This window comes from Polaribacter reichenbachii (assembly GCF_001975665.1).
GTDB lineage: Bacteria > Bacteroidota > Bacteroidia > Flavobacteriales > Flavobacteriaceae > Polaribacter > Polaribacter reichenbachii.
On sequence record NZ_CP019419.1, the window covers coordinates 3,413,901 to 3,440,568 of the forward strand.

Genomic DNA, 26,668 nt, shown 5'->3' on the forward strand with positions numbered 1-26,668 from the left:
TTGTAACTTGTTTTTATTCCTTCTCAAAATAAATATTTGTTGAAATACTATCTTTAACTACGGAATCATTAAACATATAATCAAACGAAATCTTAATTACTCCTAAAATTTCTTTATCTTCTTTTTCAAAGTATGCAATTCTACTACCACTAAGAAGCATTTTTCGCTTAATCTGAAGTATTACAGATTCTTTGGTATTTACTGAATCTATTATCGGATTTGTAATAAAAGTTTCTAAAAGATTAATTTTAGGTTTCATATCAAAGCCTTGAGCTTCTTTAAGAATATATGGTTTGTCATAAAATTCATAATTAACAATTCTAAAATTTTCATTTATAATACTTTTAGTTCCTTGATAAGTAAATTCAATTTTTAAACTGTCAATATTTGTAAAACTATCCATTTTTGTTGTAACTCTATAAGGTTCAACTCTTATTAATGGTTTAATTAACTTATAAGAATTTATATTTGTGTTTTCTTTCTTTATACTAATTTGCAATAATATGTATCCAACAATTAAACCTCCTAAAATAGCTATTGTCCAGGGGTCATAGAATATTTTTTTAAGATTTAATCTACCGTTAGAAGATAGTTTTGAATACCCTCCAAACTTTATGAAATCATAACCTTTTTTTGTTATTTCTGGGTTTATTAATTTATAATCTTTATCAAATTGAAAATTTACTAATTCATCTTCATTTATTCTTCTTAAATATTTCATTGAAGTATTAGTTAATAATTCTAATTGTTGATTTGAATCATTTTCTCTTTTGACTAACTCTTTTAAAATATTATCTAGTGTTTTAATATCATTTTCGTCTAAACTTAAATTAATGTTTGGACTTGTAATATTTATGTTAAAATCTGATTTCTTCATTTAAAATAAGTTACAACTAGCTCATAAACACAACTTATATAAGTTTATCCCTCTTTTTTAGTGGAATATACCTATACTATTTAATTTATTATTTGTGTTTACATATGTTTTTTTTTGATAAATATAAACTTTAGTTTTTTAATGTCAAACTTACAGGCTAGTTTTTATTAGTAAGTAAAAATTATCCTATACTTCCCTAGTTTGTTTTTTAAGGCATAATTAGTTGTAATTACAGGCCTTTTTAGTGTTTAGTTTGGTTTTATAGTTAAGTTACCTTGTAAATTTCATTTAAAAATCAATAAAATGGTTAAAAAAAGCCACGAAAAAACCACCTTTCTATAAGTTTTGCTCCAGTTTGCTTCGGGTCTTGTTCGGAAAAGCATCTATTTTAAAAAAATACACCCAACCCTCACCCGAAGGAAACCCGAACAAGACTCGAACAAAACCCCCTAAAATCAAGAAAATAGGGTCATTGAGGGTCAGTTGGGGTCAGTTAGGGTCAATTAGGGTCAATTAGGTTCAAATAGGGTCAGTTGGGGTCAGATAGGGTCAATTAGGGTCAATTAGGGTCAGTTGGGGTCGTGTGCTTGGTTTATAGAAAAATAGCTTTTAGATTTGGAGCATATTAATTTTAAAACCATTCAATTATGGCAACATTCGAAAAAGGAATCCTTGGTGGATTCTCTGGAAAAGTAGGTAACGTAGTAGGCTCTCGATGGAGAGGGAAAAACATCATGCGTAGTTTACCCCAACGTGGTAAATACACTCCTACAACCAAACAAGAGGAACAACGTTTAAAGTTTAAAACCGTCATCTCGTTCTTGAGCCCTATTGTAGAGATTCTAAGTCAGTATTTTGGGAGTCCGCAGGGCGATAAATCAAGAACTAACTTGGCTACCTCCTATCATCTTAAAAATGCAGTAGTAAGTACCCCACAAGGTATGGTCATGGATTATGCAAAGGTGCTGATTAGCAAAGGAGATTTAAGGGGTTTAGATGGGGCAACCGTAGCTGCTGCTACAGGGCGTTTGTTAAACTTAAATTGGCAAGACAACAGTGGCCAAGGTAAAGCTACCTCAACAGATGCTTTAATGGCAGTGGTGTATGCACCAGATTTAAATTTGTTTTATAGTGGTACAAACTTGGCTACTAGAGATGCAACCTCTGTAAGTATTACTTTACCTCCATTTATGTTAGGGTTCGAAGTAGAAGTTTGGGCATCCTTTTATAAACCAGACACCAATTTTGCAGCCACTAGTACTTATCTAGGTGCAGTAACCGTAGTGTAAACTTTAAATACATAACGATACATGTTAACAACGGATAAGTATATGCGTGTTAGGAATTCATTTGGCAATTATGATGCACTAACACGCTTTTTTAATTTCGTGTTTTTAAAGCCCCCACAAAAAGTGATTAAATTTAACTGTTATTTCTTAAACTTATTAAAGGTATTAAAAGTAGTTTTAATTAATACTCTATTAATTAACTTTTTAGGATACAAACGCATTTTACCTAGTTTACAACTTGGTATCATATCCTTTTTTATCCATCGCTTAAGAGTACTTTCACTAATCTTAAAATACATTAAAACATCTTCGAAAGTAAGCCAGATTTCATCATTTATATCTTCTATCGTGTAACCGTAATTGGGTTTATTATCCCCATCTTTATTCTTTGACATAGGTTTTTGTTTTTAGTTAATATATATCCTTGAATATTAGACAATTGACACACAATATAACAATTTTTTATAGAAATGATAATTTCTACGTAAAAACAGGGGTTTTTACCTAGTGTATTGATTGGGTGTTATTTAGGTGGTTTTTGTATGTATTTATATAAAATGTTAGTAATTACCAAGTGTTGTGTAATACTTTATAAAACATAAAAAATAGAAGCCTATCACCAACTTATTTGTTTAAAATACAGTGTAAAATTTTGCTATTTACTTATGAATTTTAGTACCTTTCTAAACTATTAGTAGATTGCTTACTGATTAAAAAAAGAAATTAAAAGAGAAAAAATATTGACTTGATACCATACAATTAAAACTAAAATTTTTTATTTTTTTATAAGTAAAATACTAAAAATCAAATTTTAATATTTAAGTATAATTACCAAAATTTTAAAAGTCAAAGAATTATTAATTGAAAGAACAGAATTAAATAAATGATTACAAAACAAGCATTAGGAAGCACACTTTTTGGAATGGCAGACATTCTACGTGACAAAGTAGAAGATTACAAAGCCTACATACTTTCACTACTCTTTTTTAAACGTCTTTCAGACAATTACGAATGGGAAACCGAGAACGAAATCAAGGAATTTGTAAAACGTGAAGGTAGACAACCAACCGAAGCGGAAAAAAGAATAATCGTAGCTCAAAAACACGATTTTAAAATTCCCGAAGGTTGTTTTTGGAAAGATGTTCGTGATGCTTCACCTGACAAGAAAAACGAAAAACTGAACAAAGCAGTAAACGAAATTGCAGATGCTAATGTTGACCGACAAGGAAAAGCAGTTTTAAAAGGTGTCATTAACACAGTTCGCTGGAACGAACCAGCACCTGACGGTTCTGGTAGTAAAAAGTTAAGTCCACAGGTTTTGACTTCTTTGGTTAGTTATTTAGATGCTGTGGATTTAAGCAACAAAAATGCTTCTGTTGATGTTTTAGGTGATGCTTATGAATATTTAATAAAGCGATTTGCAGACGAAAATAAAGGCGGAACAACCGCTGGACAATTCTATACACCTCAAGAAGTTGTTGATGTCATTGTTCGTTATCTAAAACCACAGAAAAACACAACGGTTTACGACCCAACTTGTGGTTCTGGTGGATTCCTTATTAATGCTGCTAAATATTGTAAAACTAACTACAATAACTCAAAAGCTGTTCGCTTATTCGGGCAAGAAGATGTTTGGAACACTTGGGCGATTGCCAATATTAATATGATTCTTCACGGATTGGATGCTCGAATAGAAAAAGGCGATACCATTCTCGACCCAAAATTTGTGGAAGAAGACAACGAGCTTGAAATCAAACAATTTGATTTAGCAATGGCTAATTTCCCTTTTTCACAAGAAAACTGGACAAAAACAGGGAAACCAAAAAAAGACAGTAAAGGAAAAACCAAGAATAAAAAAGACGGCTCACCTCAATTAGAATATCCTAAAGATGGTTTTACAGACCCTTATGGAAGATTAGTGTATGGTCAACCACCTTATTCTAATGGAGATTTTGCTTTTTTACAACACATTGTTGCATCTATTAAAGACAATGGAAAAGCAGGAGTTGTTTGCCCGCAAGGTGTTTTGTTTAGAGGGCAACCTGAAAAAACCGAAGAAGAGGACGGACAAAACCGAAAAGCAGATGACGAATATTTAATCCGTAGAGGATTTTTACAAGGGAAAATTGACCACAATGGCGAGTTTACAGAAATGCATAACATTATTGATGCTATTGTAGTATTACCTAGCAATTTGTTTTATGGCACAACCATTCCAGGTGCTATTTTATTTATAAATAAGAACAAGCCAGCAGCACGCAAAGACAAAGTGCTGATGGTTTATGCTGCCAAAGAAGGTTGGTATAGAGAAGAAGCCAATATGAATGTGCTTTTGCCTCACGATATTTTAAGAATTTCTACCATTTTAGAAAGTTGGGGAGATTTAGAAATTGCCAAAACTTGGATTGATTCTCAAAAAACAAGATTAAAAACTTTGATACAAGAAGACCTTGATTTCAAACTATTAGAAATTAAAGAGTATTACGCAGAAGACATAGAAATTAAAAAGGAAAAACTAGCAAAAGCAAAAAAAGTAATTACAGACAGAGAAGCTGCCAACAAAAAACCAACGAAAGGACAAGAAAAAGCTGTCGTAACTGCTCAAACAGCTTTAGACAAATTAACCATCGAAAAAGAAAACAAAATTAACGCAGCACATAAACAAGCGGAAAAAGAAAGACAAGCAATTGATGATGTAGAGCAAGAGTTGATTACAATGTTACAAGACCCAGAGCAACGTAAACGCTATTTTAATATTGCAGATATGGAAGAACTGGAAGAGAACGAGTTCAATCTTAACATACCTCGTTATGTAGATACTTTTGAGCCCGAAGAAGAAATTGACTTAAAAATAGCGATTACCGAATTTAAAAATATCATTGGTAAAGAAACCGAATTAGACAAGTCTATTAATGAACTTTTAAACGTGTTAAATTAATGGAAGATTGGATTGAGATTCGGTTAGGAGGTTTATTTGATGTAAATGTAGGTGGTGATTTAAGAAAGGCATTTTTTTCCAAAAAAACTGATGATTTTTATAGGTATCCTATTTATTCAAATTCGTTAGATAACAAAGGTTTATATGGTTTTACTTCAAAACCAAGACATCCCGCAAATAGTATAACAATTACAGGACGTGGATTTATAGGACACGCTGAATATAGAAATACAGAGTTTGACGCCATCGTTAGGTTACTGGTTTTATCACCTAAAGAAAAAGTCGATTGTCGTTTTGTTACCTACTTAATAAATAGTAGAATAAGATTTGCGATTGAAAGTACAGGCGTCCCACAATTAACTGCACCTAAAATTCTAAAAAAGAAAGCTTTTATTCCTAGGTCTGTTCCTGAACAAACTGCAATAGCTACAATAATTTCCAATATAGATGAAGTTATGGATGCTACAAAAAACAGTATTAAAGCAGCCGAAAAACTAAAAAAAGCTTTAGTTCAAAACTTACTAACTGGCAAGCTAAAACCAGATGGAATTTCACGTAAAGAAGATGAGTTTTATGAAGATGAAAAATTTGGAAAAGTACCTCTTGGTTGGAAAATTAAAAGTATTAAACAGCTTTTTGATTTCTTTCCTACTTCTTCTTATTCAAGGTCAAAACTCATTGATAAAGGAGAAATAGGATATATACATTATGGTGATATTCATACAAAGTTTGATAGGTTACTTGACCTCTCGTCAGAATCCGTTCCGTTTATACCAAATGAACTTGAAAAGAAATATGAAAAACTAAAGGATGGAGATTTAGTAGTTTCAGATGCTTCCGAAGATTGGGATGGAGTAGGAAAATCTATTGAAATAATCAATTCCAATTCTAAAAAAGTAATTGCAGGTCTTCATACATTACACTTAAGACCAAAATCGGATGATTTAATATTAGGAATTAAAGGATATATTATGAATTTATACCAAGTTTCTACTTCAATCAAAAGAATGGCGACAGGTGCAAAAGTTTATGGAGTGTCAAAATCAAGTTTGTATAAAATCTTACTTCCAATTCCTTCTGAACCTGAACAGCAAGCTATAAAAAAGAAATTAGATGAAGTTTCTAATGAAATCAGTCAAAAACAAGATAAAATCAACAAACTTCAACGCTTAAAAAAATCATTAATGCAAAATTTACTAACTGGTAAAGTTCGTTTACCAGAAGAATTTATTGCACAGTTTGAAGATGAAATTGAAGTAACCAATACGACTACAACAGCACAATAATATGGGACATTTATCAGAACTAAAAGGTGTAGAAAAACCAGTAACTGAATGGTTAAGTAAAATGGGTTGGTCATTCAAAAGTAATGAGGATTTAAAAACCTACGAGCGTCCTTTTTCTAAACCCATTATTGAACAAATATTGGTAGAAAAAACAGCTTTAATAAATAATATAAGCGAAGAAGTTGCACAACACGCAGTTGAAATGCTGATGCAAAACTTAAACAACCCAATTCCTATTCTTGGAAATGAAGCATTTTTAGACAAATTGGTTTCAGGTGTTACGCTTTCGGTAAAAGACAAAGACATTGATGTACTTTTTATCGACTTTGAAAACATTTGGGAAAACGATTTTATTGTAACCAATCAGTTTTGGGTACAAGGTTACAAAATGGTAAAAACTGATATTGTCTTGTTAGTTAATGGTGTTCCTTTAGTACCAATAGAAGCAAAACAAAGAGCAAGAAAAGGCACAAATTGGATGGAAGGTGTTCGCCAATTTTCAACTTACGACCAAAGAGCCGATAAATTATATATGTGTCATTGTTTTGGTGTAGCTTGCAATGGTAGGATTACAAAATATGGAGTTCCTGGAGCTTCATCATCTTATTTCAATGAATGGAAAAACACCTTGTTAGACGTAAGTCAACCCAATCCAATTTTAGAACCAACTAATGACCTTTGTCCAACCTATCAAGATAAAAAAGATGGGTTTTGGAATTTTGATGTTGACCGTTTACCAAATGGCGAAGTATTGGAGCGAATGAAACTCGGTATCATTGGCTTATTGCAACCAGCAAGAGTGTTGGATATTTTAAAGCACTTTTTAGTTTTTGAACGAGAAGAAGGAAAAATTGTAAAGAAAGTAGCTCGTTATCAACAATTACGAGCAGCCAATAAAATTGCAGATAGAGTTATAAAAGGCGATTTAGACCAAGGTGTAATTTGGCATACACAAGGTTCTGGAAAGAGTTTAACAATGCTTTACACAGCATATAAACTTCGTCAGAGCAAGGAACTAAAAGACCCAACTATTTATATTGTAGTTGACCGTAAAGATTTGCGAGAACAAATTGGTGGAACTTTTGACGATTGCGAATTTCCTAATGCGAGACCAGTAAATAATATTGGAGATTTAAAACATATTATCAAAACTTCACCTTCAGGGGTTTTTATTACAACCGTTCAAAAATTTGATGAATTAGGCGACCGACAAGATTTGCGAGACAATGTAATTGTTTTAATTGACGAAGCACATAGAACACAATACGGTAATTATCAAATGGAATTACAAGCAGTTTTACCAAACGCCAAACGATTTGCATTTACAGGAACACCAATACCAAAAACACACCAAGAATTTGGAATAGTTGACCAAGAGAAAGGAAAACACGAATATTATTTAGATAAATATAGCATTCAAGATGCAATTGATGATGGAGCTACAAAACCAATTCGCTACACTTTTGGACCTACGGAATGGTTTTTAGACAAGGAGAAATTAAAAGAAGGTTACGAAGAAATAACAGCAGAACTTACAGAAGATGAAAAGAAAGCAGTTGAAAGAAGAGTTTCAGCTTGGAAAGTCTTTTTAAAGCATCCTGACCGTGTTGAAACACTTGCAAAAGATATTGCAACGGATTTTAAAGAAATGCTCGAACCACAAGGCTATAAAGCTCAAATAGTCGCTTGTGATAAAGAAGCTTGTGTTTTGTATTACAATGAACTGATGAACTATTTCGACCGTTCAGAAGTCGCAATAATATTCTCAACTGGACATTACGAAGAAGGCGAAAAATACGAACTCTACAAAGACCATTACAAAGAAGATAAAGAACGTAAAAAGCTTATAAAACAGTTCAAGAAAAGAATTACAGAAGAAGAACAAAAAATGGGTAACAACCTAAAAATCTTCATTGTCTGTAATATGCTTTTAACTGGATTTGATGCACCAATTGAACAAACAATGTATTTGGATAGTCCTTTACGAGACCATAACCTTTTACAAGCAGTAGCAAGAACCAATAGGCCTTATGATGATAAAGTAACGAAGTTATCTAAAGAGTTTGGGCGAATTGTTGATTATGTTGGAGTGTTCCAAAACTATAAAGAAGCATTAAACTATGACCCAGAAGATATAGGCGAATTTGAAGATGTAGAAAGTTTAGTAAAAACATTCCCTAAAGTTTTAGACGAAGCTTTTAAGCCTTTTAATAACATTAAACTGGAAGATAGTTATGAATGTACAATGGCAATAGTAAGAAAGCTATCTGAAATTGACCACGGAAAATTTGAAAACGACTTTAGAGAAGTCATTCAACTTTGGGAATCAATTTCACCACATCCAGCATTGCGTGAATCAAAAATAAAATACTTGTGGCTGAATGAGATTTATGAAATCTATTTAGAAGAATTTAAACGATTAGATTTTGATGCAGAAATCTATGCAGCCAAAACACGTAAATTAATTCAAGAAACTTCTAAACTGCTAAATTTCAAAGGTCATTTACCTGAAATTTCGATTGATTCGGATTACCTAAACAAACTGAAAGAAATCAAGCTTGACCCTTCTGATAAAGCAGAAAAAATAATCAGAGATATTGAAACCGTAATTCGTAAGAATGAAGTAAATAGTGCTGTTTATGTTGAGTTCCAAAATCGTTTGGATGATTTGATTAAACAAAAACAAGAAGAAAGTTTAGCAATTGAGGAAATCTTAAATCAACTCGGAGGCCTTTATTCAGAATTAGATGATATTGCTTCACTTCCAGAAAGAATGGGCTTTCCAGACAAAGGAAGTTTTGAGTTTTTTACAATCATAAAGAATAATTCAGGAGAATCATTTAATGAAGAATTAGTTAGAGAGTTTTCATTTGAAGCAGCAGAAAAAATAAAAGCTAAAATTTATAACGGTTGGCAAGAGGTTCCGAGAGAATTTGACCGATTGAAATATGAAATTTTGCTCTTGTCTGTAAATCCAAAGTTTGAGGAATTAAAGATTGATGGAAATGATGAATTGATGGAGCAAATTATGAAAGCTGTTTTACAGAATTATAAGTTAAGTTAATGGAGTTGCCAGATAACTACATATTAATCCGCAAGGAAGTAAAACACGCTCGACTTCGAGTAAGTGAAGATGGAAAAGTACGCATAATTGCACCACCAGACTTTTCAGAGGAAGACATCAATTCTATGTTGAAGAAAAAAAACAGATGGATTGATAAAAACCTTAAGTATTTTAACGGAATGTCATCCATTGAATTAAAGAGAAATCAATTATTGCTTTTCGGAAATAGATACGACTATTTTTACGACACAACCTATTTGCAAAAAGTTACAGTTGACCACGAACACAAAACAATAAATTCAAAAAGAGATTTACTTGACCCAAAAGTTCAAAAAAAATGGTATCGAAAAGTTGCTAAAAACCATTTAACAAAACGGACAAAACAACTTGCAAAAAACTTGAATTTTAAACACAATAGAATATTCATTCGAGAATCCAGAACAAAATGGGGTAACTGTTCGAGAGAGAAGAACATCTCACTGAACTGGAAATTGATAAAAGCACCTGAATATGTAATTGACTATATTATAATTCACGAATTGATGCACACGGTTGTTATGAATCACACACATAAATTCTGGACTTTAATGAAATCATATTATCCGAATTACAAAGAATCAATAAAATGGCTAGAAAAATATGGAAATAGTTTATAATATCTATTTTCAATAAACAAAATAACTAATATAAACTATTTCATAAATAATTAAAGAAACTGATTAAAATTCTTTTATAAATTAAACAAAGTAATTAATCCCATAAAACAATACCAACCCTATTGCATTAAAAAAATATAAAAATAAATATTATATAACATCCATATTCATATTATGGTATTAATGCGCAATGTATTGCTGTTATAGTATTAGAGACGCAAAGCATTGCGTCTCTAATACATATTTGTGTTACTCGTAACGTAATGCTGTAATTGGGTCTAAAGCAGCGGCTTTACGTGCAGGATACCATCCGAAGAAAATACCTGTAACCGCACAAACTGCAAAAGAAATTATTATAGAATATAAAGCAACACTTGTAGGCCAGTTTAAGAATTTCTCTATAAAAACCGTTGCTCCAAGCCCTAGAAGCACCCCTAAGAGTCCGCCAGTAATGCTAATTAAAATGGCTTCGATTAAAAACTGCATTAAAATGTCTGAACCCTTACCCCCAACAGCCATACGCAAACCGATTTCTTTGGTACGCTCTTTTACAGAAACATACATGATATTCATAATTCCGATTCCGCCAATTAACAAAGAAATACTTGCAACTGCTACTAATAAAATGGTTAACATTTCGCTGGTAGAACTAAAGGTTGATATCAGCTCTTCCATAGAACGCACTGTAAAATCATCATCTTCAAAATCTTGCAGTTTGTGCTGATTCCGTAAAATTTCGGTAACCTGAGTAACCGCCTCAGGCGCATCATCTTCACTAACCGCAGATGCCATAATTTGATTTAAATAATCGATGGCCAAAATACGTTTTTGTACGGTGGTATAAGGCGCAATTACTACATCATCTTGATCTTGCCCAAAGGTATTTTCTCCTTTTTCTTCTAGTACTCCAATTACTTTAAAAGGAATGTTGTTAAAACGGATCATTTGCCCTACAGGCTCTTGTCCGTTAGGAAACACATTATCTACTACAGTTTGCCCAATTAAGGCCACTTTAGCTGCGGATTTTACTTCGGCATCTGTAAACATAGACCCGCTTTGCAAATCGACAACCTTAATGTTTAAATACTCTGGATTTACCCCATAAATGGTGCTTGGCCAGTTGTTAGCGCCGTTAATCACTTGCCCCCCACTGTTTACTACAGGCGTACTATAACTTAATAAAGTAGCTTGCTCTTTTATTTTCTGATAATCTTCTAGCACCAAGGTTTGTACATTACCCCCACTACCTCTGGCAGGACCTCTAGTATCTGCACCCGGTCTTATGGTAATCATATTAGATCCCATACTAGATATGGTAGTTCTAATGCTTTCTTTAGACCCCTCGCCAATGGCAAGCATGGCAATTACAGAAGCCACCCCAATAATAATACCCAACATGGTTAACAAAGTTCTGGTTTTATTCAGTACAATGGCTTTAAACGCAATTTTTAATAAATTGAATACTCTCATAATTAATGGTCTTGTTGTGGTAATTTTGCCAGCTCTTGGGCTGCAGAAAGTACCTTGTTGTTTTTATAATCTTGTATAATATTACCATCTTTTAATACAATAGTTCTATTGCTAAAAGTGGCAATATCTGGCTCATGCGTTACAAAAGTGATGGTTATGCCTTTCTTGTTCAGTTCTTGAAACAACGCCATAATCTCGTAAGAGGTTCTGGTATCTAAATTACCAGTGGCCTCATCTGCCAATATCATTACAGGGTTGTTTACCAAAGATCTGGCAATGGCTACACGTTGTTGCTGCCCCCAGAAAGTTGTGCAGGTGTATGATCCATTCTATCTCCTAAGCCTACCATTTTCAAGGCATTTATGGCTCTTTCTCTGCGTTCTTCTGTAGATACTTTAGAGTTGTATAATAATGGCAACTCAACGTTTTCTATAGCAGAAGTTCTTGCGAGTAGATTATAGGATTGAAAAATAAAACCAATCTTTTCGTTTCTGATAGTAGCCAATTGATTTCTACTTAAATTCTTTACCAAAACACTATCAATTTTATAACTACCAGCCGTTGGCTGATCTAAACAGCCTAAGATATTTAGCAAAGTACTTTTACCAGAACCACTAGACCCCATGATGGTTACAAACTCACCCTGATTTATGGTAAAGTCAATACCTCTTAAAGCGTGAACGGTTTCGCTACCCATTGTAAACTCACGCTTTAAGGCTTCTATTTTTATGATTTCTTTTGTCATGATGTTTTACTTTTTCTTGTTAGATCCTGGTGGTTTTGGCATAAAAGGACTCTCGTTACTGCCCCCTTGTATGCCAAGTGCAGCATTGTTGGTTGCCTTTAAGCTATATACCAGCACATCACCAGCATGAATTCCGTCTATAATTTGCACATTTACCCCATCACTTGCCCCAACAGTAACCGGAGTTGGTTTAAGGGTTCCATTTGCTTCTTTTACCCAAACTACTGCGCCTTGTGGTTGTTCGTTTTTATTCGATGGTCCTTGTGGCGCAGTAGTATTGCCTTTTAACTGCTGATGATAAGCCATTAAAACTAGTGGCTCTGGGCTAAAATTAATCGCTTTAGCCTCTACTGTTAATACATTGTTAAGCTCTAAGGTATATACAGAAATGGTTGCTGTTAAGCCTGGCTTTAGTTTTAAATCAGGATTATCGGCTTTAATCACCACAGTATAGGTAACCACATTCGAAGTAACAGTAGGATCTAAACGCACCTGAGTAACTGTACCTTGAAAAGTTTCGCCAATATAAGCATCAACCGTAAACTCAACACGTTGCCCTTCTTTTACCTGACCAATATCGGCCTCATCTACATCTGCCTCTACTTGCATTTCTTTTAAATCTTGTGCAATGGTAAATAAAGTAGGTGTACTTAAACTCGCAGCAACCGTTTGCCCCTCGTCTATGGCTCTCGATAAAACTACTCCGTTAATTGGCGAATAAATATTGGCATATTCTAAATTGGTTTTTGCCGATTGTAAATCTGATAAACGTTGTGTAACTGTACCTTTAGCCGTATCGTAATTGTATTGCGCTTCATCAAAATCGGCTCTACTAATAACTTGATTGTCGTATAAACTTTGTTGTCTATCATAGATCGTCTTCATATAATTTCGCTGATTCACGGCATTATCATAAGCCGCCTGTGCTTGTATTTTGGCTGCTTTTAAATTGGTTTTGTCTAATTCTGCAATCAGCTGTCCTTCTTTAACAGTACTGTTATAATCTACATAAATATGCTCTACAACACCCGATACTTGTGTACCTACTTCTACCTGAGTAATGGGTTCTATAGTTCCTGTTGCAGTAACCATTGTAGTTACATTACCAGTTTGAGCAGTAATGGTTTTTGCTTCTATAACTGCAGCCTCTTCTTGGTTCATAAAACTATAGGCTACCACTGCAATTGCAACCAGTACAATGCTAATGATGATGATTTTCTTATTTTTTTTCATGATGATATTCTTTAAAGTTTAATTTCTTTTCCTTGATAAAATTGTAATAATTGATGATATAATATGTTCAAGTATTTGGCTTGCAAATAGTTTTGTTGTGCGTTGGTATAGGTATTTTGACTGATGACTAAATCTGTTGTACTTAAATCGCCTAATTCATACTTCTTTTGTGCTAGTTTATAACTTTGTTCTGCTGCTTCTTTAGAGGCTTCTGATGCCATAACTTGCTCTTGTGCAGAAAGTGCATTTTGATAAGCGGTTTCTACCTTTTGATAGATGTCTTTTTCTGTAAGTTGCTTTTGAATCTCTGCCTTTTTAATATTGATGTTGGCGGTTTTAACTGCAGCTTTGGTTTGATTCTTATTAAAAATTGGGATGCTTAACGATAACCCTATTTGTTGGTTAAAATTAACATCAAACTGATCTGAAAACGTATTATCGCTGATGCTGGTATACCCACTACCTATGCTACCAGTTAGTGCTAAGGTGGGTAAAAAGCCCCCTTTTGCAATTTCTAGTTCCTTTTCGTTAGCTGCAATATTTACATTACTGGCTTGTATTTCTGGCAAATAAGCTAATGCATTGTTATACACTGCTATTTTGTCTAATTCTAGGTTAATGCTGTTGTTGTTTTCATCAATCGCAGCGACATTCATATCATCCAAAGGAGACAATTCTAACAATTGTTTTAATTGAATAATGTATTGTTGATAAGTGTTTTTAGCCGCAATTACATTGTATTTGTTAGTTGCTGCCTGACTTTGCGCTTCTGTGTAATCGCTTAAAGCAATGGTACCCGCATCTAATCTTGCTTTGGCTCTTAGTACTTCGTTTTCTGAAGCTTTTACATTGTTTTCTGCAATAGCTATGTTTTCTTTGGCATACAATGCTTGCAAATAAGCCTCTAAGATGCTTAAAACAATATTATTTTTTTCTACTTCTTCTAAAAATACACTTTGTTCTAAAAGCAATTTGCTTTGTTTAATTTGATTGTTGATTTGATTCCCTTGAAACAGTGTCATAGAACTGTTGATATTCACGTTTGTATTGTGAATTTGATCGGTTACATAATCGCTTGTAATCGGGTCTATGGTGCTACCATTAGAAAAGTTTTGAGAAGCACTACCAAATAAACTTGGTAAACGAGACGATTTGGTTTTGTAATAGGCAACTGCAGCATTGTCTTTATCTAGTGCTGCATCTTTTACAGTAATATTATTTGCCAAAGCATAATCGATACACTCTTGTAATGTCCATGTTTTTGTGGAAGTCGTAGTTTCTTGTGCTATTGTAAGCTGCGCAAAAAACAAACTTGCTATAAGGATATATATTTTCATTTTTTTCTGTGTTTTTGAATAACACTGTAAAGGTGAACTTATATACATTTATATTAAAGTGTAATAGAAGTTTGCAAGGTTTGACTATACTAGTTGGGTGTTTTTATCGATGGCTTTTTGGGTATTGGGTGTTTGCTTTTAGCTTTTGGCTTTTAGCGGTTGGATGTTAGCGGTTTGCTGTTAGCTTTTGGCTTTTAGCGGTTGGATGTTTAAAGTTCAAAATTCAATATTAAATAAAAGAGTGAGAACTGCCTACCGCATACCGCCTACTGCCTAATGCCTACTAGTGTTAGCTTTTAGCTATTGGTGGATTAAAGGATAGATTTTATAATGAAAATGCAAACTGCATACTGCTAACTGAAAACTGCACACTGAAGACTGCCTACCGCATACCGCATACTGCCTACTGCATACTGCATACTGCCTAAAGCCTACATAAAGTTCAATATTAAATAAAAGAGTGAGAACTGCCTACTAGTGTTAGCTTTTAGCTGTTTGCTTTTAGCTATTGGTGGATTAAAGGATAGATTTTATAATGAAAATGCAAACTGCATACTGCTAACTGAAAACTGCACACTGAAGACTGCCTACCGCATACCGCCTAATGCATACTGCCAACTTCCTACAGCCTAAAGCCTAATGCCTACATAAAGTTCAATATTAAATAAAAGAGTGAGAACTGCCTACTGCATACCGCATACCGCCTAATGCCTACTAGTGTTAGCTTTTAGCTGTTTGCTTTTAGCTATTGGTGGATTAAAGGATAGATTTTATAATGAAACTGCAAACTGCATACTGCTAACTGAAAACTGCTAACTGCACACTGAAGACTGCCTACTGCCAACTGCATACTGCCTACTGCCTAATGCCTAAAGCCTCCAATTCTTTAAAACCCTTTTTACTGGGTTGTTCTGCTCTATATAAATCATCACTAATTTTATAAAGATTCTTAAAATGTTTAGAGACTACTTTTTGGTATTTATTTTCTTGAGTATGGGCAAGCTGTATTGTTAAAATACAGAAAAACGTGAATACAAGAGTGCTTTTCATTTGTCGGTTTTCTATAAAAGAATCAATAATAATGCTAAACCTTAATTTTTAAGAATAATTATATGTTAAATTAAAATTATACTAAAATCGTAGTACTCTTGGTTGATTTCTCATTGTCTTCATCAAAATAGAAATCGATTCTACCAAGGTTTAAACCATAAGCACCTACTTGATTTATAAGTATGTTTTTGCCTTCACTATTTTTTACGATGGTTGGTTTTGGTAAAAAAGTATGCGTATGTCCGCCAATAATTAAATCGATGTTTTTAGTCGCTTTGGCAAGGTTTAAATCAGATATTTTATTCGGATTACTTTTGTAATAATAACCTAAATGCGATAAACAGATAATTAAATCGCACTTCTCTACATTTTTAAGCTGCGCTGTAATATCTTGTGTAATTGTTACAGGATCTAAATAGCCTGTTTCTTTGTACATCTTTTTATTTACTAAACCTTCTAATTCGATACCTAAACCAAAGATTCCTATTTTAATGCCCTCTTTTACCATAATTTTATACGGTTTTACGTGCGTATCTAAAACAGTATTTTTAAAGTCGTAATTGGCAGAAACAAAATCGAACTTCGCATTAGGCAATTGTTTGTATAAACCCTCAATCGAATTGTCAAAATCGTGATTCCCAATGGTAGCCACATCATACTTTAACATACTCATTAGTTTGAATTCTAATTCGCCACCAAAATAATTAAAATAAGGTGTACCTTGAAAAATATCGCCAGCATCTAATAATAAAGTATTGCTATTTTCTTGTCTTATTTGCTGAATTAAAGTCGCTCTTCTGGCTACTCCTCCTCTATTGGGATTTCTACTATGTGTAGCACTAAAAGGTTCTATATGACTATGCGTATCATTGGTATGTAAAATAGTAATATGCTTTTGCTTTTTAGCCATCATAGAAGGTAAAACCAAACCACCAGCTAAAGCCAATGTAGAAACTGCTCCTGTACGTTTTATAAAATCTCTTCTTTTCATTATTTTAGTTTTATACGGTTATCAATTCCTGTTTTTAAAGTATCTACTTTCTGAAAATAATCAATAATACAATCCCTCATTTTATAGTCTAAAACCGTTAGTTTTAAAGGATTTTTAAAGAAATTCATTCGATCTCCACCACTTTGTAAATAATCTGTAGTTAATACTGAATACGATTTACTTTTATCAAAAGGCTTTCCGTTTATTTTTAGTGTATAATCATTGCCCTTAATGGTTAAATCGATGTTCTGAGACAAAGGATGAGCAGCCTTAGTTTTTATAAAATATTGAATTAATTCCTCCATTTTATCCCCAGAAAGGGTAACCACAACCAATTCATTTTCAAAAGGCATTACTTTAAAAGCACGTTCTCTTGTAACTACTCCTTTAGGGATTATTGCACGAATTCCCCCAGAATTAAACATTGAGAAATCGATATTCTTCTTTGTTTTTTTATGAAAAACAGGGTTTGCCATTTCTATACATAAATCTGCCAACAAGTTTCCTAAGTTACTTTGTTTACCAATATTTTCTTTGGTTAAATCGATTGGAGCAAACGTTAAAGGCTCTTGCATATCGTCTGTGAGTTCTTCTTTATAAGGCTTTATTATCTGATTGATATCTTCAGAAGCTACAATTGTAGTATCAATTTTAATATTTTTTCCGGTGATTTTAGTAACGCTCTGTTCTGTTTTTTTACAAGAAGCTAACAACAGAAAAAGACAAAGAAAATGGGTAAATTTCATAATGGTGTTATTTGTCCGAAAGCTAATAATTTATAGGTTAAAATTCATGTTAATTTTTAATTAATATGTTATTTATATTTTTAGTTATAATAAATACTTTTCTTTTACTTAACGCACTTTTCACGTTTAAGTAACCTTGTTGTTGTACGCTTGTAAGTTTAAATATACAAGATGACAAGAGGCACTTTTATCGCTTTTTTTATACTATTACAAACTTTAGGACAAGAGATTAAATTTGAAAACTTTACGGTTAACAACGGACTTTCTAATAATTCTGTAAGAGATATTGAGAACGACGTAAATGGTGGTTTATGGATTGCTACTTGGGATGGTTTAAATTACTTTGATGGTTATACATTTACCGTTTTTAAAAATGACATTGATGCTAAAAATAGTATTGCAGGTAATTTTATTACCAAAATAAAACGCGATGCAAAAAACAGAATATGGATTATTACTGAAGATGCAAAAATTAGCAGATATATAGGTAACAAAAAATTTAAAAATTACACATTTAAAGAAATCCCAAAAAACATTTCTATTTCTAAAAATGGAAATGCATTGGTTTGTACAACTAAAGACTGTTATGAGTTTATTGATGGTCAGTTTATAAAAACCAAACAAATTATTGAACCCTCTGAAACTGATAAATTAAAAAAACTTTTATTAAACCAATATCCACACCTCTTTATTAATGATGTTTTAAAAGACCAAACAGGTAACATTTGGTATGCTACTCGTAAAAACGGTTTATTTATTATTAAAAATAAACTCGATAAAAGCAATACCTATCATATAGAAAATTACGTTAAAGACCCTTATTCTTCTACCAGTTTTAATAGCAATGAAATAGAAACATTACACGAAGACCTTTTTGGTAATATTTGGTTGGGGGCAAAAGATGGCGGAATTTGTATGGGGTATTCTAATTCTGATAAAATTCTTTCGGTTGCACCTCACCCTATAGAAGCCCCAAACATACCTAATGAAACTTTACGTGCCATAACCAAAGATATAGAAGGTAAACTTTGGTTGGGCTATTACACCAAGGGCTTGTATTCTTATAACGCTGAATCTAAGAACTACAAGAAATTTAATATTAAAGAAGCAAATCATCAACCAGATTGGAAACGTATTCGCTCTTTGTTTACAGCTTCTGATGGAACTATTTGGGCAGGAACTTACGCTGGTATTATAAGAATACAAAAAAATGGAAGCTATCTTTTATATAAAGCTAAAGATATTTCTAATTTACCTAATAATAGAAATTATTCTATTTACGAAGACAACCACAAACAATTATGGATTGCATGTTGGGGTGGTGTTGCTAAATTTAATTTAATCAGCAATAGGTTTGAAGCTTTTAAAGGGCAAGAATTATTAACTAAGTATCATATTAGAAATTTAAAGTTTTTAGACAATGAACTTATTTTAGCTACTGAAAATCACGGCGTACAATTGTTAGATGTTCGTGAAGGAAAACTCAATAAAATTACTGTACAAAAAGACCTCTCTAATTATCATAAAGAAGATAAAAATGTAACAACTAATAGTAAAAACATAAAATTAATTGATATTAAAAATGGCGAATTACAAACTATAAATACCAACAAAGGCCTTTTAAGTAATAGTATTTATGCTGTTTATAAAGATAAAACTACGGGGTATTATTGGCTAGCCACTTTAGGTGGGTTAAGCATTTATGATAAAGAAAAAGGGATTATAAAAAACATTACAGAAAAAGAAGGTTTACCCAGTCAGTTAGTATATGGTATATTAACGAACAATAAAGAAGTTTGGATTAGCACCACAAAAGGAATTGCAGTAATTAATAAAAATACTTTTTTGGTAAAAGCTTTTTATCCTAAAGGAGGTTGGCAAGTTTCTGAATTTTCTGAAGGCGCTTATTATAAAGATGCTAAAGGCGATTTGTATTTTGGAGGTATTAACGGATTGAATTATTTTAATCCGAATAACATTCAATTTAATAATGCCAAAGCCAAGCTAAAATTGTTGGTCGATTATAATGAGAATTTTAATACTAACATTGTTAAAAGCCACAACCACAATCATATTGATATTGATTTGGTGCCTATTCGATTTCCGATAAAAGTAGAAAAAAACATTTATTACAAATTAGAAGGTAAAGATCATGACTGGATTTTATTGAATGTAAATAACGAAATTAGTTATAGCAATTTAATACCAGGCAATTATAACTTTTTAGTAAAAGAAGGTAAAAACAGCAAAACCAAATTGCTATTTTCTTTGCAAATACAAAAACCATTTTACCAAACCGCTCTCTTTTATGTTTTATTAAGTCTCCTCATTTTAATTGGTGCAATTATTATTATTTATGTTAAAAACAAAGCTGCTATAGCACAAAAAAAGAAATTAGAAGCTAAAATTATTGCACGTACCAAAGTTATTGAAAATCAGAAAAAAGATTTGCAGCTCATTAATAGCAAGCTCGATGAAAAGAATAAAGAAATTGTACAACAAAAAGAAAAGTTATTAGCACTACACAACAATCTTAAAAATGAAGATTTTGAACTAGAAAAATTTAAAACCTTTGTGTTATCAGAATTTCAAGAACCGGTTTCTCAAATTATAAAAAAAGCTAATGCTTTATCAGAAGATTCAGATCACAAAAAAAGCATTCTACAACAATCTAATCAATTGGTAACATTAATTTCTGAATGGAATTACCTAAGCCACATTAAAGATATTGGGGCTATAAAAACTTCTGCAATTCACCTATTGCCTGTTCTAAAAAACAACATTCATAAATTAGAAAAGTCGTTACACAACAATAAAGTAGATTTTAATTTTACTATTGATGCAGGCATAAATTGGGTAGAAGTTGATGTTTTACGCTTTCGGTTAATGCTGCAATATTTATTTAACGATATTAGTAAATATTCAGATGCAGGTAGTAAATTAGAGGTAAACATCTATTGCAAAAACGCCATATTAAGTTTAGAAATTAACTCTAACAGTAGTCTTTTAATCAACAATTGGTATAGTGTTTCGCATTACAGTCCATATTTTAAAGCTTTACAAACTTTGTTATTAGATTTACAAGGCAGGTTTATAAACCATAATTTAAATTCTCTATTTAAAATTACTGTACAAGTGCCCATTAACAGCATTAATATTAAAGAAAAACAGACAGAAACCATTTCTTGGAAACATTTTAATACCCAAGAAAACTTAGCCAATAATAAAAAAAATGTACTGGTTTTTAGTGACGAAGGTAATTTTGCTACTGCAAATCAAATCTTAGCACAGAGCGATTACAATTTAATCTTCGAGAATTTAGCTAGTAATCTAAACTCTGCTACCAAACAAATTCCCATACAAATTATCGTTTTATATCAAGTAAACTTTTCTAAAGAACTCTTGTATTTTATCAATAATTCCAGTGAAATTCAAAGAAAACAAATACCAATGATTTACATCTCTGAAGATATTAATTACGAATTAAGAGAACAATCTATCGAATTCGGAATAGACAGTTTGGTTCAGCTACCTGCCAGTGAATCTTTTATTCAGAAAAAGATGGAATCACTCATCAACAAAAAACATATTTCTACAAAAGAAAATCAATTTCAACAAAAGATCTTCGACATTTTAACAGATAAAGACCAAGTATTAACTGCCAATGATAAGCTGTTAAAAAAGAGTTTAGAGATTATTAAAAAAGAAATACACAACCCTGTTTTTAATGTAGAAATGTTGGTAGACCTATTGGCTATTTCTAGAGTAAAATGCTACCGATTATTTAAAGAGCGTTTAAAACAATCGCCTTCTGATGTAATTATGTCTTTGCGATTGCAAAAAGCAGAAGCCTTGTTAAAAACAAACAAATTAAACATTTCAGAAATTAGTTTTGAATGCGGTTATAACGATCCTAAGTACTTTGCAAAGACTTTTAAGAAGCATTTTGGCAAAAGTCCTAAAGAATTTAAACAGCAGTTTTATTAATTGTTTTGTTATTATAGGATTTTCTTAATGTTAGCGAATTGTTACTGCAACCAAACAACACCCAATCTGTTTCTTTTATATACCAATTTGAACGATTTATACACCTTCTAGAAACCAAAACACCCCTAATGGAGGGTAGGGAAAACTACTTTTATTTCAATCAAAAAAACTTAAATTAGAATGAACAAATTTTATTTAGTACTAATTCTTGCCTTAGGATGCCTATCTTATACAAATGCGCAAGTGCAAGTATCAGGAAACGTGGTTTCGGATACTGAAGGACTACCCATACCTAATGTTACTATTGCTTTAAAAGACAAGCAAAGTAAAGGCACAACTACAGATTTTGATGGAAACTTTGTGCTACAACTAAATGATGAAAAAGGTATTTTAATCTTTTCTTATTTAGGATATGAAACCCAAGAAGTAGCTTATGCTGGCAGTCAAACTTTAAAGGTTATTTTAAAAGAAGAAGAAAATTCTTTAGAAGAAGTGGTAATTGTAGGGTATGGTTCGCAAAAAAGATCTGATGTTACAGGAGCTATTTCATCTGTAAAAAGCGAAGATTTTAATCAAGGAGTAGTTGCAAACGCGGGTCAATTATTACAAGGTAAAGTGGCTGGTGTAAATGTTTCTTCTACTAGTGGAGAACCAGGAGCAACACAAGATGTAATTATTAGAGGTGTAGGTAGTTTACGTTCGGGTACTACTCCACTTTATATTGTAGATGGTTTTGCATTAGACAATTCTGGCAATGGCGTTGCTTCTAATCCGTTAAACTTTATCAATCCTCAAGATATCGAAAGTATCGAAGTTTTAAAAGATGCTTCTTCTGCAGCAATTTACGGTTCTAGAGCAGCAAATGGTGTTATTGTAATTACTACCAAAAAAGGAAAGAAAGGAAAAACGAAAATCAACCTAACCTTATCCAACGGTTTTTCTAAAATAGCCAATAAAGTAGCTGTTTTTTCTGCGGATGAATTTAGAACCAATGTAAATGCGGTTAACGGAACTTTGGTTGATGGTGGAGCTGCTACAGATTGGCAAGACGAATTAACTAGAACTGCTATTTCTAAAAACGTTAACTTTTCGATGAGTGGTGGTACAGACAATTCTTCTTATGCTGCCTCTATTGGTGTAGATGACCAAGAAGGTATTTTAAGAAACAGTAATTTAAAACGTTATTCAGGTCGTTTAAACTTAACACAAAAAGCTATTGACGATAAATTAAATGTTACTTTTAATTTAACAGCCACTAAATTAGACAATACCAGACCCAACTCTAGATCTGTTGTGGGGAATATGTTAAGCCTAAACCCTACTGATGCGCCTTATGAAAATGGTGTTTTAAAAGGGAACTTAAGCAACGATGTTTTAAATCCTTTTATTGCTGAATCTATTTACGGAGACTACACCAACAACAACCGTATTTTGGCAAATATTTCTCCGTCTTATAAAATTATAGATGGTTTAACCTATAAATTAAACGTAGGTGTAGATTATTCTATTACAGAAAGAGATGTACAATACATGCCTTATGCTACAGAAACTAATACAACATTAGGTAGTGTAAATACAGCGACTACAAAAAACAGTAACACCCTTGTAGAAAACACCTTAAACTATAATTTATATACAGATTCAAGTAGTTTTACTTTTCTATTAGGGCATTCGTATCAGCAAACAGAAGTAAGTCAAAAGCAATTTTACTTAGAAGGTTTTCCTGATAATGGTGTAGCACCAAGATATCAATTAGAAACTGCGAATCAGCAAACCATACAGTCTGCATACGCTACTAAAAACGAGTTACAATCTTTTTTTGGTAGAGTAAATTATACGTATAATGATAAGTATTTGGTAACAGCAACCATGCGTGCAGATGGATCTTCTAAATTCGGAGAAAACAATAGATATGGATATTTTCCTTCTGTTGCTTTGGGTTGGAATATTAGTAAAGAAAGTTTCTTAGCAAACTCAGATCAAATCAACAACTTAAAATTAAGAGCAAGTTGGGGACAAACAGGTAGCCAAGAAATACCTTCTAAAATTACACAAGCAAGTTATACAGAAAGTAACACTGAGAATGATACTTATCCTTTAGATACTGCTGCCACCGATTTAAGTGGTTATCCTTATGGTTCTATTTTTACACGTTTGGCAAATCCTGATATTCAGTGGGAAGTTTCTACGCAAACGAATATTGGTTTAGACTTTGGTTTGTTTGGTAACAAATTAACAGGTACTATCGATTATTTTAGTAAAGTAACAGATAACATTTTATTAGAAGTTGCCCCTACAGATCCTATTGTACCAGTATCTAGTTATTGGACCAACATACCTAATATGGAAATAAAAAACAATGGTATAGAATTGGCTTTAGATTATAACAATTATGTAAATGATAATTTTTCTTACAATATTGGTGGTAATATTTCTATTACTAAAAACCAAGTTAACAACTCACCTTACAAAATATTAACTACAGGTGCTGCACAAGGTTCAGGACAAACTGGCGCTACGATTAACGGAGTTTTAAATGGTGAATCTATTGGTGCATTTTACATGCAAGAATTTACAGGAATAGATGCAGATGGCTTAAATCAGTTTGCAGATGCAAATAACGATGGAGAAATCTTAGATGATGATCGTAGGGTAGCCGGTAATGCCTTACCCGATTATATTTATGCTTTCTATTTAAACTTTAACTACAAAAACTTCGACTTAGGTTTAAACTTTAATGGAGCTGGAGGAAACAAAATATACAATCACGTAGCCATGTCTTCTTTTAACAAAGGAAACTTAGCCAACTCTTTTAATACAACTGATAGAGCTGTAGAATTTTTAAATGAATCTGCTACCAACTCTAACTTGGTCTCTACAAGGTATTTAGAAGATGGTGATTTCTTACGATTAAACAATGCAACTTTAGGTTATAACTTTAATCTAGACGCTTTAGGACTTGGAGAAAGCATTAAAAACCTGCGTTTATCAATTACAGGGCAAAACTTATTTGTAATTACAGATTACAGTGGTTTTGATCCAGAGATTAATACAGGTAGTGCAATAGGTGGCATTCAGACTTTTGGTATTGATTATTTCAGTTACCCAAAAAGTAGAACCATTCTTTTAAGCTTAAATGTAGAATTTTAATAAAGACAACAATGAAAAATAGAATAAAAAGTATCGTATTCGCCATTAGTATAGTATGTTTATCTAGCTGTAGCGATTTAAAAGAAGAAGTTTTAGATGAGTCTTTAACAGGAAGTGGACAAGCTGAAGCCATTAGTGGAGCCATTGCTCCTGCATACGGACAAGTTTCTTGGACCTGGAGGCACACCAATTATTATGGTTTGCAATTAATACCAAGTGACGAAGCCATTTTACCATACAGAGGTGGAACAGATTGGTATGATGGAGGTAAATTTTTAGCTGCCCATACACATTCCATTACACCAACAAACGACTTGGTAAAAAGCGCTTGGACAGAGCTTACTATCAATATTTCTAGAACAGTAACTGCCATAGAAGTTTTAAGACCTTTGGCAGCAGCTGGTAATACAGAAGCCGAAGGCGCTTTGCACGAAATGATTGCATTAAGAGCTTATTTAAACATGCTGGTTTTAGACAGCTGGGGTATTGCCTTTAAAAAAGAATCGTCTAATGTAGATTCAGAAATTTTAAGAACGCAAGCTGCTATCGATTATATAGAAAGTGAATTGTTATCGGTTGCTGATGTTATCAATACCAACAAAGGTGCTGGTAGAATGACACAAGCTGCGGTTTGGGGATTTTTAGCAAGATTACATTTGAATGCTGCTGTGTATAGAGACCCTTATGGAACGCCTAACTTTACAACTGAAGATATGGATAAGGTAGTTGCCTATACAGACAATATTATCAACTCTGGTCAGTTTTCATTATCTCCAGAATATTTCGATTTATTTAATGATAACAACAATAGCAACCCAGAATTAATATTCGCTTTAGACCAACGAGGCATCTTAAAAAGAGAGCACAGTCGTTGGGCATATTGGTCTATTCCTGGTTCTATGTTTCCAAGACCAGAACACATTAGCGCAGATGGTACAGATGGTCCAGCCATTACATCTGATTTTTATGAAACTTGGGTAGCTGCTTATGGTAGCATAGATCCTGCTGATGCAGACCCAAGGTTTTTACAGAAAAACACACAAGAAGTAGCCAATGGTGTTAACGATCTTACTGGTCTTTCTCCTTTAAATGATGCCGATAATTACTACTGTGTACAAGCACAAGACTTCGAAATTGATCGAGGTATTTTAAGAGGCATTCCTTGGGCTGCAAGAAAAGATGAAAATGGTGCTTTTTATACTTGCGATGATGGGTACAGAATTTATCCTGTAAAACAGATTAAAGGAAATGGTACAGACAAAAATGTAGATTATGTAAACCTTACGTTAAATGTAGATTTTACCAACGAAGGTAGAGCACATCATACAGGGTATCGTGTTTCTAAATATCAATTTAGCCATTCTTCACCAAATGGAAACAATTATAGTGATGTAGATTTAGTATTGATGCGTTATGCAGAAATTTATATGATGCGTGCAGAAGCTAAATTAAGAAAAGGTGATGATGCAGCAGCATTAGCAGATGTAAATGTGGTTAGGACCTCTAGAAATGCTCGTGAGCCTATACCTACTGCCCTATCTAGTATTGATTTAGATATTTTATATAGAGAACTTGGTTTTGAGTTTTATTGGGAAGGTTTAAGAAGAACCAATCAAATTCGTTTTAGTCACTATGAAGATTCGTGGACAGAAAAAACGGATACAGACGTAAATAATAGATTATTTCCAATACCACAAGTAGCTATAGATGGGGCATCTAACACGCCTGGTTATTTAGAACAAAATAAAGGATATTAGTTTTTTTTTGTTTATTGCTTGGGGAGCTTTTCTATAAAAGAAGGCTCCCTTTTTTATACAATACAACATTAAAAAACAATTCAAATTTTAAG

General features: G+C 32.7%; 15 protein-coding genes and 1 pseudogene. 8 read left to right on the forward strand and 8 right to left on the reverse strand.

Annotation, left to right across the window (positions count from 1 at the left end):
- Nucleotides 1-13: 13 nt before the first annotated feature.
- The gene (locus BW723_RS14560) at nucleotides 14-877 is read right to left on the reverse strand and encodes a hypothetical protein (protein ID WP_068358862.1); all 864 of its coding nucleotides are present in this window, start codon (nucleotides 875-877) and stop codon (nucleotides 14-16) included.
- A 647-nt stretch (nucleotides 878-1,524) separates the two neighbouring features.
- On the opposite strand from BW723_RS14560, the gene BW723_RS14565 reads away from it, so the two are divergent.
- Complete coding sequence (locus BW723_RS14565; RefSeq protein ID WP_068358865.1) at nucleotides 1,525-2,166, forward strand: DUF6266 family protein; 642 nt, start codon at nucleotides 1,525-1,527, stop codon at nucleotides 2,164-2,166.
- A 140-nt stretch (nucleotides 2,167-2,306) separates the two neighbouring features.
- Here the strand turns inward: BW723_RS14565 and BW723_RS14570 are convergent, their stop codons facing one another.
- A complete protein-coding gene (locus tag BW723_RS14570; RefSeq protein WP_068358868.1) occupies nucleotides 2,307-2,561 on the reverse strand; it encodes a helix-turn-helix domain-containing protein in 255 nt (84 codons plus the stop codon).
- Between the two features lie 488 nt (nucleotides 2,562-3,049).
- On the opposite strand from BW723_RS14570, the gene BW723_RS14575 reads away from it, so the two are divergent.
- From BW723_RS14575 to BW723_RS14590, 4 genes are read left to right on the forward strand one after another with little or no spacing between them, the layout of a single operon-like run.
- Nucleotides 3,050-5,104 (forward strand): type I restriction-modification system subunit M, encoded by a 2,055-nt coding sequence (locus tag BW723_RS14575; protein ID WP_068358871.1) that lies wholly within the window; start codon nucleotides 3,050-3,052, stop codon nucleotides 5,102-5,104.
- The gene (locus BW723_RS14580; RefSeq protein ID WP_068358874.1) at nucleotides 5,104-6,390 is read left to right on the forward strand and encodes a restriction endonuclease subunit S; all 1,287 of its coding nucleotides are present in this window, start codon (nucleotides 5,104-5,106) and stop codon (nucleotides 6,388-6,390) included. Before BW723_RS14575 ends, BW723_RS14580 begins: the two co-directional genes overlap by 1 nt.
- A gap of 1 nt (nucleotide 6,391) precedes the next feature.
- Nucleotides 6,392-9,454: a type I restriction endonuclease subunit R gene (locus BW723_RS14585; RefSeq protein ID WP_068358877.1), complete on the forward strand. Its 3,063-nt coding sequence runs from the start codon at nucleotides 6,392-6,394 to the stop codon at nucleotides 9,452-9,454.
- A complete protein-coding gene (locus BW723_RS14590; RefSeq protein WP_068358881.1) occupies nucleotides 9,454-10,110 on the forward strand; it encodes a M48 family metallopeptidase in 657 nt (218 codons plus the stop codon). Before BW723_RS14585 ends, BW723_RS14590 begins: the two co-directional genes overlap by 1 nt.
- Nucleotides 10,111-10,359: 249 nt before the next feature.
- Here the strand turns inward: BW723_RS14590 and BW723_RS14595 are convergent, their stop codons facing one another.
- From BW723_RS14595 to BW723_RS14625, 6 genes and pseudogenes are all read right to left on the reverse strand, one after another.
- Nucleotides 10,360-11,580 (reverse strand): ABC transporter permease, encoded by a 1,221-nt coding sequence (locus tag BW723_RS14595; protein ID WP_068358885.1) that lies wholly within the window; start codon nucleotides 11,578-11,580, stop codon nucleotides 10,360-10,362.
- A 2-nt stretch (nucleotides 11,581-11,582) separates the two neighbouring features.
- Nucleotides 11,583-12,325, reverse strand: a pseudogene (locus BW723_RS14600) (ABC transporter ATP-binding protein).
- Between the two features lie 6 nt (nucleotides 12,326-12,331).
- Nucleotides 12,332-13,558, reverse strand: a complete 1,227-nt coding sequence (locus BW723_RS14605; protein ID WP_068358891.1) for an efflux RND transporter periplasmic adaptor subunit — start codon at nucleotides 13,556-13,558, stop codon at nucleotides 12,332-12,334.
- An 11-nt stretch (nucleotides 13,559-13,569) separates the two neighbouring features.
- Entirely contained in the window at nucleotides 13,570-14,895 is a 1,326-nt protein-coding gene (locus BW723_RS14610; RefSeq protein WP_068359198.1) for a TolC family protein, read from the reverse strand.
- Between the two features lie 1,126 nt (nucleotides 14,896-16,021).
- A complete protein-coding gene (locus BW723_RS14620; protein ID WP_068358897.1) occupies nucleotides 16,022-16,936 on the reverse strand; it encodes a bifunctional metallophosphatase/5'-nucleotidase in 915 nt (304 codons plus the stop codon).
- Entirely contained in the window at nucleotides 16,936-17,682 is a 747-nt protein-coding gene (locus tag BW723_RS14625; RefSeq protein WP_068358900.1) for a 5'-nucleotidase C-terminal domain-containing protein, read from the reverse strand. The genes BW723_RS14620 and BW723_RS14625 overlap by 1 nt, the downstream gene beginning before the upstream one ends.
- A gap of 171 nt (nucleotides 17,683-17,853) precedes the next feature.
- On the opposite strand from BW723_RS14625, the gene BW723_RS14630 reads away from it, so the two are divergent.
- The 3 genes from BW723_RS14630 to BW723_RS14640 all read left to right on the forward strand — a co-directional run bounded on the left by BW723_RS14630 (nucleotide 17,854) and on the right by BW723_RS14640 (nucleotide 26,576).
- Nucleotides 17,854-21,669: a two-component regulator propeller domain-containing protein gene (locus tag BW723_RS14630; RefSeq protein WP_068358904.1), complete on the forward strand. Its 3,816-nt coding sequence runs from the start codon at nucleotides 17,854-17,856 to the stop codon at nucleotides 21,667-21,669.
- A gap of 180 nt (nucleotides 21,670-21,849) precedes the next feature.
- A complete protein-coding gene (locus tag BW723_RS14635) occupies nucleotides 21,850-24,819 on the forward strand; it encodes a SusC/RagA family TonB-linked outer membrane protein (protein WP_068358907.1) in 2,970 nt (989 codons plus the stop codon).
- An 11-nt stretch (nucleotides 24,820-24,830) separates the two neighbouring features.
- Nucleotides 24,831-26,576 (forward strand): RagB/SusD family nutrient uptake outer membrane protein, encoded by a 1,746-nt coding sequence (locus BW723_RS14640; protein WP_068358910.1) that lies wholly within the window; start codon nucleotides 24,831-24,833, stop codon nucleotides 26,574-26,576.
- Nucleotides 26,577-26,668 lie beyond the last annotated feature (92 nt).

Excerpts from the sequence above, each read along its gene's own strand:
- BW723_RS14560 (WP_068358862.1), bottom strand. The coding sequence starts at position 877 with ATGAAGAAATCAGATTTTAACATAAATATTACAAGTCCAAACATTAAT.
- BW723_RS14565 (WP_068358865.1), top strand. The coding sequence starts at position 1,525 with ATGGCAACATTCGAAAAAGGAATCCTTGGTGGATTCTCTGGAAAAGTA.
- BW723_RS14570 (WP_068358868.1), bottom strand. The coding sequence starts at position 2,561 with ATGTCAAAGAATAAAGATGGGGATAATAAACCCAATTACGGTTACACG.
- BW723_RS14575 (WP_068358871.1), top strand. The coding sequence starts at position 3,050 with ATGATTACAAAACAAGCATTAGGAAGCACACTTTTTGGAATGGCAGAC.
- BW723_RS14580 (WP_068358874.1), top strand. The coding sequence starts at position 5,104 with ATGGAAGATTGGATTGAGATTCGGTTAGGAGGTTTATTTGATGTAAAT.
- BW723_RS14585 (WP_068358877.1), top strand. The coding sequence starts at position 6,392 with ATGGGACATTTATCAGAACTAAAAGGTGTAGAAAAACCAGTAACTGAA.
- BW723_RS14590 (WP_068358881.1), top strand. The coding sequence starts at position 9,454 with ATGGAGTTGCCAGATAACTACATATTAATCCGCAAGGAAGTAAAACAC.
- BW723_RS14595 (WP_068358885.1), bottom strand. The coding sequence starts at position 11,580 with ATGAGAGTATTCAATTTATTAAAAATTGCGTTTAAAGCCATTGTACTG.
- BW723_RS14605 (WP_068358891.1), bottom strand. The coding sequence starts at position 13,558 with ATGAAAAAAAATAAGAAAATCATCATCATTAGCATTGTACTGGTTGCA.
- BW723_RS14610 (WP_068359198.1), bottom strand. The coding sequence starts at position 14,895 with ATGAAAATATATATCCTTATAGCAAGTTTGTTTTTTGCGCAGCTTACA.
- BW723_RS14620 (WP_068358897.1), bottom strand. The coding sequence starts at position 16,936 with ATGAAAAGAAGAGATTTTATAAAACGTACAGGAGCAGTTTCTACATTG.
- BW723_RS14625 (WP_068358900.1), bottom strand. The coding sequence starts at position 17,682 with ATGAAATTTACCCATTTTCTTTGTCTTTTTCTGTTGTTAGCTTCTTGT.
- BW723_RS14630 (WP_068358904.1), top strand. The coding sequence starts at position 17,854 with ATGACAAGAGGCACTTTTATCGCTTTTTTTATACTATTACAAACTTTA.
- BW723_RS14635 (WP_068358907.1), top strand. The coding sequence starts at position 21,850 with ATGAACAAATTTTATTTAGTACTAATTCTTGCCTTAGGATGCCTATCT.
- BW723_RS14640 (WP_068358910.1), top strand. The coding sequence starts at position 24,831 with ATGAAAAATAGAATAAAAAGTATCGTATTCGCCATTAGTATAGTATGT.